Origin of the sequence: Micromonospora sp. NPDC048868 (genome assembly GCF_043198195.1) — a bacterium.
Taxonomy (GTDB): Bacteria; Actinomycetota; Actinomycetes; order Mycobacteriales; family Micromonosporaceae; genus Micromonospora; species Micromonospora reichwaldensis.
The window spans coordinates 21,148-34,694 of record NZ_JBICUN010000026.1 but is presented as its reverse complement, the minus strand read 5'-3'; the positions used below and the strand labels follow the sequence as shown (position 1 = coordinate 34,694).

Here is a 13,547-nt window from a genome sequence, read left to right as displayed (position 1 = left end):
CGCCGGAAGGGGCCGTGGCGGCATCGCCACGGCCCCTTCGCGCGCCCCGGGCACGCCGTCCGCCGCGCCGCGAGGGCTAATGGAGGCGACCTCGTGCGCTGCTCGGCGATGGCGGAGGCGGCTCACGCGTCGGCGCGGGCCGCCACCGGTTCGGGCTCGGCCACGTCGCCACCCGCCGCCCTGTCACGGGTGGCCCAGGCGACCACGAACAACGCCGTCCAGGCCACCCCGAGCAGCACCGCCGTGGCGCTGCCGCTGGCGGTGCTCAGCCCCAGGTAGAGGCGGGCGCCGACGATGCCGACCCCGCCGGCCGCCGCGGCCGTCCAGGCGGCCACCGCCACCGGCCAGCGCGCCCCCCGGGACAGCAGCCAGGCCAGGGTGCAGAGACTGGCCGCCACCACGGCGTTCTGCGTCGGGAACAGGGCGGCGTCCCGGCCGTCCGGCCCGCCCGCCGTCGGCCCCGCCAGATCGACCACCACGGCCAGCACCACCAGCGGCACGAACGCCCCGACCGTGCCGACCACGCTGAGCAGGTCCGCCCGCCAGGGCCGGTGCCGCCAGGCCAGCACCGCCGCGACGACGGCCACCAGCACGATCAGCGACGATCCGCGCAGCGCCGAGACCACCGCGAGCGTGACGTCGACCGCCCCGGGCGTACGCCGGTCGGCGAACCAGTCGGCGATCGCGCTGTCGAGCACCGCGAGGCCACTGTGCCGGACCACCGCCCCGAGCACCCAGGCGATGGCGAGCCCGGCGAGGAAGAGCAGCAGCAGGCCCGCGACCAGGTTGATCAGCAGCGTCCAGGCCGGCCCGACGTGCATGGCGAGCAGGAAGAACAGCACCCCGTACCGGCCGCTGAGCCAGCGCACCGGCCGCAGGCCCGCCGCCCGGGACGCCAGCGCCCGGGCCGGATCCGGGTTGCGGCCCAGCCACCGCCCCGCCAGCACCACCGCGACCAGCGCGGCCACCAGCACCAGCACCGCGCCGGTGGCCCGCCCGAGCAGCCGGGAGACCGTCTCGTACGACTCGCCGGCCAGGTTGCCGACGAGCACCGAGCCGCCCACCCAGGTCACCACCCCGGCCAGGTTCCACGGCGCGAACCGCCGGTACGGCATCCCGGCCGCCCCGGCCAGCCGGGGCACCAGGGTGCGGGCGAAGGCCACCCAGCGGGCGGTGAGCACCCCGCGCCCGCCCAGCCGGCCGAGCATCGCGTCCGCCCGGCTCCACCGCTCGTGACCCACCCGCGCGCCCAGCCGCCCGGCGCGCAGCCGGGGCCCGTGCCGCCGGCCCGCCCGGTACGCCAGTGTGTCGCCGATCACTGCTGCAAGGATCATCACCAACAGCGCCGGTACGAGCCGCAGCGTCCCCGCGTACGCTAGGAAGCCGACCAGCAACAGGGTCGCCTCGCCCGGCACCAGCAGACCGAAGATCACGGCGGTCTCCCCCGCGACGACAATCGCGGCGATCACATAGATCAGCAGGGGCGGCAGGCCCTGCAGCGAGGTCAGCAGGTCGTGCATCGGGCCCCCATTCCCACGGGGGTCAGCATGCCAGGCGCTGAAACGGTCGGAACATCAGTTTCGGCAGAGATCCGGGTCATCTGGGGGTAACACCCCCCGACGCGTGCCCGGCAACCGCAGACAGGAGTATGGAGGGTATGCAGCTTCGCACCGACCTCCGCAACGTCGCCATCATCGCCCACGTCGACCACGGCAAGACGACCCTGGTCGACGCCATGTTGCGGCAGGCCGGCGCCTACGGCGCCCGCGGCGAGGTAACCGAACGGGTCATGGACTCGATGGACCTCGAACGGGAAAAGGGCATCACCATCCTGGCCAAGAACACCGGCGTGCGTTACATGCCGGCCGACGGCTCCGACCCGGTGACCATCAACATCATCGACACCCCCGGCCACGCCGACTTCGGCGGCGAGGTCGAACGCGGCCTGACCATGGTCGACGGCGTGGTGCTGCTGGTGGACGCCAGTGAGGGCCCCCTGCCGCAGACCCGGTTCGTGCTCCGCAAGGCGCTCAAGGCGCGCATGCCGATCATCCTGGTGATCAACAAGGTGGACCGCCCCGACGCCCGGATCAAGGAGGTCGTGGACGACACCTACGAGCTCTTCCTCGACCTGGACGCCGACGAGGAGCAGATCGACTTCCCGATCGTCTACGCCTGCGCCCGCGACGGCATCGCCTCGCTGACCCAGCCCGCCGACGGCGCGGTCCCCGACGACAGCACCAGCCTGGAGCCCCTGTTCCGCACCCTGCTGGACACCATCCCGCCGCCCTCGTACGAGGAGGAGGCGCCGCTGCAGGCGCACGTCACCAACCTCGACGCCTCCCCGTTCCTCGGCCGGCTGGCGCTGTGCCGGGTGCGGCAGGGCACCATCAGCAAGGGTCAGACGGTGGCCTGGTGCCGCACCGACGGCAGCACCCAGCGGGTCCGCATCTCCGAGCTGCTGATGACCGAGGGCCTGGAGCGCAAGCCGGCCGACTCGGCGGGCCCCGGCGACATCATCGCCGTCGCCGGCATCCCCGAGATCATGATCGGTGAGACCCTGGCCGACGCGGAGGACCCGCGCCCGCTGCCGCTGATCACCGTCGACGAGCCGGCCATCTCGATGACCATCGGCACCAACACCTCGCCGCTGGTCGGCCGGGTCAAGGGCGCCAAGGTCACCGCCCGGATGGTCAAGGACCGGCTCGACAAGGAGCTGATCGGCAACGTGTCGCTGCGGGTGCTGCCCACCGAGCGCCCCGACGCGTGGGAGGTGCAGGGCCGTGGCGAGCTGGCCCTGGCCATCCTGGTGGAGCAGATGCGCCGCGAGTCGTTCGAGCTGACCGTCGGCAAGCCGCAGGTGGTCACCCGGGAGATCGACGGGAAGACCTGCGAGCCCGTCGAGCGGCTCACCATCGACGCTCCGGAGGAGTACCTCGGCGCGATCACCCAGCTGCTGGCGACCCGCAAGGGCCGGATGGAACAGCTGGTCAACCACGGCACCGGCTGGATCCGGATGGAGTGGCTGGTCCCGGCCCGGGGCCTGATCGGCTTCCGCACCGAGTTCCTCACCGACACCCGGGGCACCGGCATCCTGCACCACGTCTTCGAGTCGTACGAGCCGTGGTTCGGCGAGCTGCGCACCCGCAACAACGGCTCGCTGGTCGCCGACCGGTCCGGCGCCGTCACGTCGTTCGCCATGATCAACCTGCAGGAGCGCGGCCAGCTCTTCGTCGAGCCGACCACCGAGGTGTACGAGGGCATGATCGTCGGGGAGAACTCCCGCTCCGACGACATGGACGTCAACATCACCAAGGAGAAGAAGCTCACCAACATGCGCGCGTCGACCTCCGACGAGACCGAGAAGCTGATCCCGCCGCGCAAGCTGTCGCTGGAGCAGGCCCTCGAGTTCTGCCGCGAGGACGAGTGCGTCGAGGTGACCCCCGCCGCGGTCCGCATCCGCAAGGTGGTGCTCGACCAGCAGCTCCGCGGTCGGGCCGCCGCCCGTCGCAAGCACGCCGGCTGACGTACGACGGCAGTCCCCCCGGAGCCCGGACCGCACCACGCGGTCCGGGCTCCGCCCGTCACGGCCCCGGCGCGGGGGCGTCAGGCCGGGCGGGTGGCGAGGAAGGCAAACAGGTCGGACACCCGGCCGGACCCCGCCTCGGTGGTGCGCACCAGCGTCAGGCCGGCGTCGGTGACCGCGTTGAGCAGGCCGGCCATCGGGACGTGCCAGGCGCCGACGCGCACCCGCACCCCGTGCGGCGACCAGGCCCGGAAGCTGCGCTCCCGGTCGGCGTAGCCGCCGTCGATCACGATCCGCGCCGGATCGGAGCGGTCGGCGAACGCCCCCACGAAACACGGGTGCACCCCCACGTGCACGAACCGCCCACCGGGCGCGAGCACCCGCGCCGCCTCGGCGATCACCGCCGCGTAGTCGGGCACGTCGGTGTGGGCCAGCACGCACGCCACCGCCGGCACCGAGGCGTCGGCCACCGGCAGCGCCGCCGCGTCGGCGCGGGCCACCGGCAGGCGCGGGCGGGCGTGCCGCAGCTGCCCGCCGGACAGGTCGACCCCCACCGGCTGCCAGCCCAGCCGGCGCAGCTCCGCCGCCTGCAGCCCCGTGCCGCAGCACAGGTCGAGGCAGCGGCCGGGGCCGGTGCCGAGCAGGTCGCGGAGCTGGCCGCGAACCCGGGTCATGTAGTCGCTGGACGTGTCGGTGGCGAACGCCTCGTACCAGTCGGCGTGCGCGTCGTAGGCGGCAACCGTCACCCCCGCACGGTACGGCCGGACGCCCCGACCCGCTGCCCCGTCGGCGATCCGTTACGGTCAGCCGCATGACCTGGGACGAGCTCGACGCCCACCTGGACGGCGTGCTCGGCACAGTGTCGGCGTACGTGGGGCGGGTCGGCGCCACCCCCACCTGGACCCGGCACGCCGACGCGACCCACTACGCGGCCAGCACCATGAAGGCGGCGGTGCTCGTCGCGCTGCACCGCGCCGCCGAGGCCGGCGCCCTCGACCTGGACGCCCCGGTGCCGGTACGCAACGAGTTCGACTCGGCGCTGCCCGGCGCGCCCCGGTTCTCCTGCGCCCGGCACTACGACAACGACGAGGCGGTCTGGGAGCGCGTCGGCGCCCAGGCGACACTGCGCTGGCTCGCCCGCCGCATGATCGTCCGCTCCAGCAACCTCGCCACCAACCTGGTCATCGGCCACGTCGGACTGCCGGCGGTGGCCCGGGTGTGGGACCTCGCCGGGGCCCGGCACAGCGTCACCGGCCGGGGCATCGAGGACTTCGCGGCCCGCGAGGCGGGCGTCACCAACCTCGTCACCGCCGCCGACCTCGCCGCGTTGCTCGGTGCGCTGGCCGCCGGCGCGGAGACCCGAGGTTCGCTGGCCTCGCCGGCCGGCTGCGCCGCCATGCTCGACGTGCTGTTCGCCCAGGAGCACCGCGAGGACCTGGCCGCCGGGCTGCCCGAGGGCACCCGCATCGCGCACAAGAACGGCTGGGTGCGCGGCGTGCGGCACGGCGCCGGGGTGGTCTTCCCCGACGACGCCCCGCCGTACGCCGTCGTCGTCTGCACCACCACCGACATCGCCGACGGCGGCCCCAGCGGCGAGGAGGACGACGACGCGTGCCGGCTCATCGCGCGGGTGTCCGCCGCCGCCTGGGCCGCGCGGCACGACCTGGCCTGAGGCCTCACTCCAGCAGGTGTGCCCGCAGCGTCGTCACCACGTCGTCGGTCACGCCGAGGCCGTCGCGCAGGTACGCCCCGAACGACCCGTGCACCCGGTGCACCTCCGCGTACGCGGCGTCCAGGTACTCCTCGCGCACCTCCAGCACCGGGCGCACCGCCTCGACGTCCAGTTCCGGCATCCGCCGCCGCATCGCCTCCAGCAGGACCTCCCGCAGGCTCTCGGTCAGCCGGTTGTTCGCCAGGTAGTCCGCCCGGATCGCCGCCTCGTCCACGCCGAGCGCGCTGAGCAGCAGCACCGTCAACCAGCCGGTGCGGTCCTTGCCCGCCGAGCAGTGGTAGACCAGCGGCAGGTTCTCCGCCCGGGCCGCCAGCCGCACCGCCGTGCCGAAGTTCGCCCGCGCCGACTCACCGCTGACGAACCAGCGGTAGATCGCCGCCATCGCCGCCGGCGTGCCCTGCTCCGCCAGGCCCGCGTACGCGCCCAGGTCGTGGCCGAGCAGCACCGCCGAGACGTACGTGAAGACGGGGTGCTCGGCGTCGTGCACCGGCAGGTGCACCACCCGCGGCTGGCCGGTCAGCCGGTCCGGCGGGGCGACCGCCGTCTCCGAGTGGTCCCGCAGGTCGACCACACAGGCCGGGCCGAGCTTGGCCAGCACCGGCAGGTCCTCGTCGGTCAGCCGACCCAGCGCCGGCGTGCGGATCAGCGCCCCCGGGCGCACCCTGCGGCCGTCGGCGCCGACCAGGCCGCCGAGGTCCCGCGCGTTCGGCGCGCCCACCAGTTCCCAGTCCCGCCCGCTCATGCCGGCGCTCCGCCGCGCCGCGTGCCGCCACGAGGCACCACCGCCCCGCGCCCGATGATCCGCCCACTCCGCTCGCTCATGCCGGCCTCCCCTTCGCCTGCCCGTGCCCGTATAGGGTGCCGCACATGACCATCGCCGCGGTACGCACCCACCGGCTCTCTGCGCCCCTGCACACGCCGTTCGTGACCGCGCTGCGCCGCACCACCACCGTGGAGACCCTGGTGGTGGAGGTGGTCGATGCCGACGGCCGGTCCGGCTTCGGCGAGGCGCCGCAGGTGTGGCAGGTCACCGGGGCGTCGGTCGCCGGTTCCGAGGCGTGCGTGCGCGAGCTGCTCGGCCCGGCGCTCACCGGCCGCGACGCCGACGACCTGGTGGCCCGCTGCACCGAGGTGCAACGGGCGGTCGTCGGCAACGAGGCGGCCAAGGCGGCCGTCGACGTCGCGCTGCACGACCTGGCCGCGCGGCGGCTCGGCGTACCGCTGGTGCGGCTGCTCGGGGGCACCGCCCTGCGGGTGCCCACGGACGTCACGCTCGCCGCGGGCGACGCGGTGGACCTGGCGGCGGCGGCCCGGCAGCGGCGGGCGGAGGGCTTCGGCGTGCTCAAGCTGAAGGTGGGCACCGACGCGGCCGGCGACCTGGAGCGGGTCCGCGCGGTGCGTGCCGCCGTCGGCGACGGGGTCCGCATCCGGCTGGACGCCAACCAGGGCTGGACCCCGCGCGAGGCGGTCCGGGTGATCCGGGGCGTCGAGGACGCCGGGCTGGACGTGGAACTGGTCGAGCAGCCGGTCGCCTGCTGGGACCTGGACGGGCTGGCGTGGGTCAGCGACCGGGTGGACGTGCCGATCCTCGCCGACGAGTCGGTCTTCGGCGTCCGCGACCTGGTCGAGGTGATCCGCCGCCGGGCCGCCGACATGGTCAACGTCAAGCTCGCCAAGTGCGGCGGCCTGCATCCGGCCCGGACGCTGCTCGACCTCGCCGCCGCGCACGGCCTCGGCACCGTCGTCGGGTCGATGATGGAGAGCCAGGTGGGCATCGGCGCCGCCGCGAGCCTGGTGGGCGCCTACGGCACCACCGCGGTGGCCGACCTGGACGCCGCCTGGTGGCTGGCCTGGTCGCCGGTGCGCGGCGGCCTGCGGTACGACGGCGCGACAGTCGTGCTGCCGGACGCGCCGGGCCTGGGCATCAGCTCCGTGACTGAAGTAAAGATGCAGACTGCTGGTTGATGCTCGTCGAAAACTTTCATATGGTCGCGGGGACATTCGGCGCGAGCTGGGGGTGGACGTGGAGCTGCAACCGGGCCGGGAGGCCGTGGTCCGGGTCGCCGTCGCGACCCTCTGGAGCTGCCCCGAGGCGGTACGCCCCGTCGACGGCCCCGCCCTGGCCGCGCGTACGGACATCGCCGCCTGGATCTCCGGCATGGACACCGACCAGCAGGTCGGCGACTGCGTACTGAGCCAACTGCTGCTCGGCGAGCGGGTGCTGGTCACCGAAGTGCGCCCGGACGGCTGGGCCCACGTGGTGGCGGTCGAGCAGCCGGCCCCCCGGCTGCACCCGCGCGGCTACCCCGGCTGGCTGCCCACCGAGCAGCTCGCCCCCGGGGCCGGCGACCCCGAGGCGGACCCGCTCGTGGTTGACGCCACCGTCACCGCGCTGCGCGACGCGCCGGGCGGCGCCGAGCTGCTCTCCGGGGTGATCCTGGGCACCCGGCTGATCCCGGCCGGGCCGGCGGTCGACGGCTGGCAGCCGGTGCACGCGCCGGGCCACCCCGCGCCGCTCTGGCTACCCGCCGGCGACGCGGTACCGGTGCCCACCGTGCCCCCGTCGGCCGAGGAGGTGCTGTCCGTCGCTCAGCGCCTGGTCGACGTCATCTACATCTGGGGCGGGGTGTCGGCGTACGGCATCGACTGCTCCGGCCTGGTCCACCTGGCCTGGCGGCGGCTCGGCGTGCTGCTGCCGCGCGACGCCAGCGACCAGGCGACGGTGACCACGCCGGTGCCGCTGGGCGCGGAACGCCCCGGTGACCTCTACTTCTTCGCCCGCCCCGGGCGGCGGATCCACCACATCGGGATCGTCACCGCCGACCCGCGCCCCGGCGACGACCGGCGGATGCTGCACGCCTGCTACCTGCGGCGCCGCGTGCTGGAGGAGCGGCTGCCCGACGAGCGCACCGCCACCCTGGTCGGCGTGCACCGCGTCTGACCCGCGTACGACGAGAGAGGGGCGCCCCGGTGGGGCGCCCCTCTCTCGTCGCGTCGCGTACGCCTCAGTGGCGGGCGTCGGTCAGCACCCGCCGCCGGTCGCGGGAGGACTTGACCAGGCTGGCCACGGTGGCCACCGCGAGGGTGCCGAGGATGATCGTCAGTGAGAGCCAGATCGGGATGTGCGGGGCCCAGGAGACGTGCTCGCCGCCGTTGATGAACGGCAGCTTGTTGTCCGCGAGGGCCTCCAGCACCAGCTTGACGCCGATGAAGCCGAGCACCACGGCCAGGCCGTAGCTGAGGTAGATCAGGCGGCTGAGCAGGCCACCGAGCAGGAAGTAGAGCTGCCGCAGGCCCATCAGCGCGAAGACGTTGGCGGTGAAGACCAGGTACGGCTCCTGGGTGATGCCGAAGATCGCCGGGATCGAGTCGAGCGCGAAGATCAGGTCGGTGGTGCCGATGGCGATCATGACGATCAGCATCGGGGTGAAGATCCGCTTGCCCTTCGCCGTGTGGGTGGTCAATTTGGCGCCGTCGTAGTCCCGGGAGATCGGCAGCGCCTTGCGGCTCCACCGGATCAGCAGGTTCTCGGAGAACTCGTCCTCGTCGGGCTCGCCCTGCCGGGCGAGGTTGATCGCGGTGTAGATGAGGAACGCGCCGAAGATGTAGAACACGAAGGAGAACTGGGAGATCAGCGCCGCGCCGGCCGCGATGAAGCCGCCCCGCATGACCAGCGCCAGCACGATGCCGATGAGCAGCACCTTCTGCTGGTACTGCCGGGGCACCCCGAACCGCGCCATGATGATCACGAAGACGAACAGGTTGTCGACCGAGAGGCTGTACTCGGTCAGCCAGCCGGTGTAGAACTGCCCGGCCGCGCTGGCCCCGGAGGCCAGCCATACGCCACCGCCGAAGATCAGTGCCAGGGCGACGTAGAAGCCGACCCAGAGGCTCGACTCACGCACGCTGGGCTCGTGCGGCCGCCGACCGACGATCAGCAGATCCACGAGCAGGATCCCGGTCAGGGCGACGAGCGTCCCCACCCAGACCAGTCCGGACACGTCCAAGGTTCATTCCTCCGGCAGACACGCAACGACGGGCACACCGTACGCCCTTCGTGGACGCGGTGTGCCGGCGACGCTGACTCTGGTGACTGTCGGAGGTCTCTTCCGTCGCCGTCCCCGAGGGGGCGGCGACCGACGGGCCGGGTCGTGCGTCCAGGGATCGGCGCTCGACCGTGCTGACGACTCCGTCGCGGGGGAATACTCCCCTCCTCGCCCGTCATTCTGGCCCACCGCCGCCAGTGGCCGCATCTCGGGTCGTGAGTGTCCTTTCCCACCCCGACGCATCGATGCCGGTCGGCGGCGGGCATCGAGACCGGCCGCACCATCCGTAGGGCGTCCTAGGAGGCTAGTGCTCCGGGTCGGGCGCGACCAGTGGATCGGCGAGCGACCAGCCCGCCGCCAGCACCGCGTCGCAGGCGGCCACCGCCCGGGCCAGCCGCCGCCGGTGCGGGCCGGCCAGCTCGACCACCGGCACCCCGCAGCCGGCCAGTTCCGCCCGGAACCGCCCCGTCATCCACGCCCGCAGGTGCTCGCCGTCGCGCAGCCCGTCATCGTCGAAGGGCACCCCGACGTGGTCGGTCAGCAGGTACAGCGCGGGCCGCCGGGCCGCCGCGCGCACCCGCGCCGACGTCGACCCGAGGTACCGCTCCTCCCAGACGGCCGTGGCCCGCGCGTCCGTGTCGCAGAACAGCAGCGGGCCGCACGAGCGCGCCGCGGCGTCCTCCGCCGTCTGCTGCTCCCGGACCACCTCGGCGAAGTCGTCGCGGTCCCACACCACGTCGAAGACCGTGGCCGCCGGGTCCCGCCCGCGCAGCCGGGCCAGCTTCCGCTCGGTCAGCTCCCGGCCGTACTCCGGGACCCAGCGGGTGCCGTAGTGCGCGGCGAGGGCGGCGGCCATCGTGGTGGTGCCTGTCGACTCCGCGCCGACGACCACCACCCGCCGGACGAACCACGCCCGCACCGGCGCGCTGAGCCGGTCCCAGTGGCCCGCCGGGTCCGCGCGCACCGCCGTCCCCGACACGGGCACGCCGCGCCGCCCCGGATCCACGCAGACCGACACCGCGTCGAACCGCCGGGCCAGTTCCTCGCCGTACGCCTCGGAGGAGAAGACGGCGTCCACCGGCGCCCCGCCCAGCGCCTCGCGGAACACCGCGCAGTGCAGGTCCCAGACCGCCGGGTCGGCGTAGTCCACCGGATGGTCGTCGTACCGGCCCACGAAGCGGACCCACGGGGTGGCCGCGTGCACCTCGCGCAGCCAGTCCAGCCGCAGCGCGAGCGGGATCGACTCCCGGCGGGACGGCGCCACCACCACGGTGACGGCCGCGCAGCGGGCGGCGGCCGCCTCGATCAGCGCGTGGTGTCCCGCGTGCGGCGGATAGAACTTGCCCACCACCATCGCGTGCCGGAACTCCGGCGCCGCCGGCCCGGCGCCGACGCCGTCCGCCGGCGTTCGACCGGTGGCCGCCCCGGTCACGCCGTCGCCGGGGCCGGGCCCGGGGGCACCGGGGTCGGGGCGGCGCCGCGCCGCAGGTCCGCCCGCCACTCGCGCAGCCCGAGCACGCAGAGCCCGAGGAAGATCACGTAGAGGGCCGCGGTGAGGTACAGGCCCTTGTAGGCGTAGAGCGGGATGTAGATCAGGTCGGCGGCGATCCACAGCCACCAGCTCTCCACCCGCTTGCGGGTCTGCCCGTACGTCGCCAGCAGCGACAGCGCGGTGGTCAGCGCGTCCGGCAGCGGCACGGTGGAGTCGGTGGCCCCGTCCAGCAGCGCCCAGAGCCCGCCGGTAAGCACCACGCCCGCCGCCGCCAGCGCCCACCACTCCCGGCGGCCCGTCCGGCCGACCGTCAGCCGGGTGCGCCGCTCGCCGCCGTACAGCCACGCCCACCAGCCGTACAGGCCCAGGCCGACGTAGACCACCTGGAGGCCGGCGTCGGCGTAGAGGCCCGCCGTCCAGAACAGCAGCATCAGCAGCAGCACGTTGGCGATGCCGACCGGCCAGTTGGCGATCCGCTGCCGGGCCACCAGCCAGACGTTGAGCACCCCGGTGGCGAAGCCCAGCAGCTCCGCCCAGGTGGTGCCGGTGCCGGCCACGGTGAACGCCGTACCGGTCAGCCAGTCGATCATTCGCCTCCCCTTTCCGCGCGCCCACCCTAGATCCGCCCGGCCAGCGGGAACAGGCCCCCGCGACGTCCGGCCCGCACGGCGGCGTGAAAGGCTCCCGGGCATGGTGCTTGAGGTCGCGCTCATCGACGTACTGCCGGGACACGAGGACGAGTTCGCCGCCGCGTACGCCAAGGGGCATCCGGTGCTCGCCGGCACGCCCGGCTGCCGGTCGGTGCGGATGACCCGGGGCGTCGAGTCCCCGAGCCGGTTCGTGCTGCTGGTCGAGTGGGACTCCGTCGAGGCGCACAACGACAACTTCCGCGCCACCGAGCGCTTCGCGCAGTGGCGGGCGCTGATCGGCCCGTACTTCGCCAACCCGCCGCTGGTCGAGCACTTCGTGGACGTGCCGGCCTGAGCTGTCGTACCCCTGCCCTAGGGTGCGCCGTGCACGCGTCGGCCGCCGGTCCCGACGGGCTCGGGGGCGCCGGGCCCGGTTGCCGCGCGGAGATATCCGCTGGCGCCCGGTCGCCGATGCCGGTTGACTGCCCACCATGACGCAACGGGTGGCCCTCGTGACGGGCGTGAGTCGTCGGATCGGCATCGGCGCGGCGGTCGCCCGCACACTCGCCGCGGACGGCTGGCGGCTGCTGCTCACCGGCCTGCCGGAGTTCGACGACGCCCAGCCCTACGGCGGCGATCCCGAGGGCGTGCCGGCCCTGCTGGGCGAGCTGGGCGACGCCGGACACGTCCGCGCCGACCTGCTCGACCCGGCCGCGCCCGCCAACCTGGTCGCCGAGGCGCTACGCCGGCACGGCCGGCTCGACGCGGTGGTCGCCGTGCACGCCTACTGCACCGACACGCCGTTCGGCGCGCTGGATCCGGCCGAGATCGACAGACACCTGCTGGTCAACGTGCGGGCCACGCTGCTGCTCGCCGAAGCGTTCGCCGAGGCGTTCACCGCCGGATCGGGTGGCCGGCTGGTGCTCTTCTCCACCGGCCAACGCCTCGGCCCGATGCCGCAGACCCTCGCCTACGCGGTCAGCAAGGCGGCGGTGGAGAACGCGACCTTCCAGCTCTCCCCGCTGCTGATGCCACGGGGCATCACCGTCAACTGCGTCCACCCGGGCCCGACCGACACCGGATACGCCTCGCCAGAGGCGTACGCCGAGGTCGCCAAGCTCTTTCCGAGCGGACGCTGGGGCACGCCGCAGGACGCCGCCCGGCTGGTGCGGTTCCTCTGCTCGTCCGACGCCGACTGGATCACCGGCCAGGTGATCGACTCGGAGGGCGGCTTCCGCCGCCACCTGTGAGCCTGGCTCAGCCGGCGGCGAGCCGGTCCAGCGCCACGAGCGTCTCCTCCGGGCCGAGGGCCGCGTCCAGCAGCCAGCCGGTGAGCTGCTCGTAGCGGTCCACGTCGGCGGCCGTCGCCAGCCGCACGTCGGTGGTCAGCGCCTCCAGCATCACCGTGCGCGGGTCGGCCGGGTCGGGGAACGAGTAGCAGGAGTACGGCGTGAGCGGCTGCGCCCCGCCCCGCGCGGCGACGCCCCGGGGCAGCAGCCGGATCGTCACGTGCGGCAGGGTGGCCAGCTCGACCAGGTGCCCCAACTGCTCCCGCCACACCTGCGGCGGGGTGTCGCCGGCATCGCAGGCCGCCTCGGCGAGCAGCGCCGTGTAACGGGGCGGGTCCGTCCGCCGCAGCACCTCGTGCCGCAGTCCCCGGGCGCGCACGTCGGCCTCCACGTCGAGGGCCGGGTCGAGCAGCCGGCCGGCGGCGATCCGCAGCCGGGCGTACGCCGGGGTCTGGAGCAGCCCCGGCACGACGGCGGGCTGCCAGTCCACGATGCTCGCCGCGCCCGCCTCCAGTTCGGCGTAGGTGCGCTGCCGCTCGCCCATCTCCCCCAGTGCCTTCCACCAGCCCCGGCTGGTCGCGGCGTCGCGGGCGATGACGATGAGCGCGTCGCGCTGCGGCGGCGGCACCTCGTAGACGTCGAGCAGGTCCAGCACGTCGGCCAGGTCCGGCCGGCTCTGCCCCAGCTCGATGCGGGACAGCTTCGAGGTGGAGGCCCAACCCAGCCGGTCGCAGACCTGTTCCAGGGTCAGCGCCTCCCGCCGGCGCAGCTGACGCAACTCGGCGCCCAGCCGGGCGCGACGAATGACCGGACTCGTTGGCAACGGCATCCCC

General features: G+C 74.2%; 13 protein-coding genes. 6 read left to right on the top strand and 7 right to left on the bottom strand.

Going from position 1 to position 13,547, the window contains the following annotated elements:
* Nucleotides 1-122: 122 nt before the first annotated feature.
* A complete protein-coding gene (locus tag ACGFNF_RS28210) occupies nt 123-1,520 on the bottom strand; it encodes a DedA family protein (RefSeq protein ID WP_393171824.1) in 1,398 nt (465 codons plus the stop codon).
* A 137-nt stretch (nt 1,521-1,657) separates the two neighbouring features.
* On the opposite strand from ACGFNF_RS28210, the gene typA reads away from it, so the two are divergent.
* On the top strand, nt 1,658-3,526 hold the full coding sequence (gene typA, locus ACGFNF_RS28205) for a translational GTPase TypA (protein ID WP_393171822.1): 1,869 nt from the start codon (nt 1,658-1,660) through the stop codon (nt 3,524-3,526).
* Between the two features lie 80 nt (nt 3,527-3,606).
* Here typA and ACGFNF_RS28200 read toward each other — a convergent pair whose 3' ends face one another.
* A complete protein-coding gene (locus ACGFNF_RS28200) occupies nt 3,607-4,272 on the bottom strand; it encodes a class I SAM-dependent methyltransferase (RefSeq protein WP_393171820.1) in 666 nt (221 codons plus the stop codon).
* Nucleotides 4,273-4,337: 65 nt separating this feature from the next.
* Here ACGFNF_RS28200 and ACGFNF_RS28195 point away from each other — a divergent pair, with 65 nt between their 5' ends.
* On the top strand, nt 4,338-5,198 hold the full coding sequence (locus ACGFNF_RS28195) for a serine hydrolase (protein ID WP_393171818.1): 861 nt from the start codon (nt 4,338-4,340) through the stop codon (nt 5,196-5,198).
* A gap of 4 nt (nt 5,199-5,202) precedes the next feature.
* On the opposite strand, the gene ACGFNF_RS28190 is transcribed toward ACGFNF_RS28195, so the two are convergent.
* Entirely contained in the window at nt 5,203-6,000 is a 798-nt protein-coding gene (locus ACGFNF_RS28190; RefSeq protein ID WP_393171816.1) for a tyrosine-protein phosphatase, read from the bottom strand.
* Between the two features lie 125 nt (nt 6,001-6,125).
* Between ACGFNF_RS28190 and ACGFNF_RS28185 the strand changes: the two genes are divergently transcribed.
* Together ACGFNF_RS28185 and ACGFNF_RS28180 are read left to right on the top strand one after the other, a co-directional pair.
* On the top strand, nt 6,126-7,223 hold the full coding sequence (locus ACGFNF_RS28185) for a mandelate racemase/muconate lactonizing enzyme family protein (RefSeq protein WP_393171814.1): 1,098 nt from the start codon (nt 6,126-6,128) through the stop codon (nt 7,221-7,223).
* A gap of 58 nt (nt 7,224-7,281) precedes the next feature.
* Nucleotides 7,282-8,199 (top strand): NlpC/P60 family protein, encoded by a 918-nt coding sequence (locus tag ACGFNF_RS28180; protein ID WP_393171812.1) that lies wholly within the window; start codon nt 7,282-7,284, stop codon nt 8,197-8,199.
* Between the two features lie 64 nt (nt 8,200-8,263).
* On the opposite strand, the gene ACGFNF_RS28175 is transcribed toward ACGFNF_RS28180, so the two are convergent.
* From ACGFNF_RS28175 to pnuC, 3 genes are all read right to left on the bottom strand, one after another.
* Nucleotides 8,264-9,265: a TerC family protein gene (locus tag ACGFNF_RS28175; protein WP_357579239.1), complete on the bottom strand. Its 1,002-nt coding sequence runs from the start codon at nt 9,263-9,265 to the stop codon at nt 8,264-8,266.
* Nucleotides 9,266-9,608: 343 nt separating this feature from the next.
* Entirely contained in the window at nt 9,609-10,736 is a 1,128-nt protein-coding gene (locus tag ACGFNF_RS28170) for an AAA family ATPase (protein ID WP_393171810.1), read from the bottom strand.
* On the bottom strand, nt 10,733-11,386 hold the full coding sequence (pnuC, locus tag ACGFNF_RS28165; RefSeq protein ID WP_132240367.1) for a nicotinamide riboside transporter PnuC: 654 nt from the start codon (nt 11,384-11,386) through the stop codon (nt 10,733-10,735). The genes ACGFNF_RS28170 and pnuC overlap by 4 nt, the downstream gene beginning before the upstream one ends.
* Nucleotides 11,387-11,486: 100 nt before the next feature.
* Between pnuC and ACGFNF_RS28160 the strand changes: the two genes are divergently transcribed.
* Together ACGFNF_RS28160 and ACGFNF_RS28155 are read left to right on the top strand one after the other, a co-directional pair.
* Nucleotides 11,487-11,780 carry an antibiotic biosynthesis monooxygenase gene (locus ACGFNF_RS28160; protein WP_132240368.1) on the top strand — a complete coding sequence of 98 codons (294 nt, stop codon included), beginning with the start codon at nt 11,487-11,489 and terminating at the stop codon, nt 11,778-11,780.
* Between the two features lie 136 nt (nt 11,781-11,916).
* Complete coding sequence (locus tag ACGFNF_RS28155) at nt 11,917-12,675, top strand: SDR family oxidoreductase (protein WP_393171807.1); 759 nt, start codon at nt 11,917-11,919, stop codon at nt 12,673-12,675.
* A 7-nt stretch (nt 12,676-12,682) separates the two neighbouring features.
* Here ACGFNF_RS28155 and ACGFNF_RS28150 read toward each other — a convergent pair whose 3' ends face one another.
* Complete coding sequence (locus ACGFNF_RS28150; protein ID WP_393171805.1) at nt 12,683-13,543, bottom strand: helix-turn-helix domain-containing protein; 861 nt, start codon at nt 13,541-13,543, stop codon at nt 12,683-12,685.
* Nucleotides 13,544-13,547 lie beyond the last annotated feature (4 nt).

Excerpts from the sequence above, each read along its gene's own strand:
- ACGFNF_RS28155 (WP_393171807.1), top strand. The coding sequence starts at position 11,917 with ATGACGCAACGGGTGGCCCTCGTGACGGGCGTGAGTCGTCGGATCGGC.
- ACGFNF_RS28160 (WP_132240368.1), top strand. The coding sequence starts at position 11,487 with ATGGTGCTTGAGGTCGCGCTCATCGACGTACTGCCGGGACACGAGGAC.
- typA (WP_393171822.1), top strand. The coding sequence starts at position 1,658 with ATGCAGCTTCGCACCGACCTCCGCAACGTCGCCATCATCGCCCACGTC.
- pnuC (WP_132240367.1), bottom strand. The coding sequence starts at position 11,386 with ATGATCGACTGGCTGACCGGTACGGCGTTCACCGTGGCCGGCACCGGC.
- ACGFNF_RS28150 (WP_393171805.1), bottom strand. The coding sequence starts at position 13,543 with ATGCCGTTGCCAACGAGTCCGGTCATTCGTCGCGCCCGGCTGGGCGCC.
- ACGFNF_RS28195 (WP_393171818.1), top strand. The coding sequence starts at position 4,338 with ATGACCTGGGACGAGCTCGACGCCCACCTGGACGGCGTGCTCGGCACA.
- ACGFNF_RS28210 (WP_393171824.1), bottom strand. The coding sequence starts at position 1,520 with ATGCACGACCTGCTGACCTCGCTGCAGGGCCTGCCGCCCCTGCTGATC.
- ACGFNF_RS28185 (WP_393171814.1), top strand. The coding sequence starts at position 6,126 with ATGACCATCGCCGCGGTACGCACCCACCGGCTCTCTGCGCCCCTGCAC.
- ACGFNF_RS28190 (WP_393171816.1), bottom strand. The coding sequence starts at position 6,000 with ATGAGCGGGCGGGACTGGGAACTGGTGGGCGCGCCGAACGCGCGGGAC.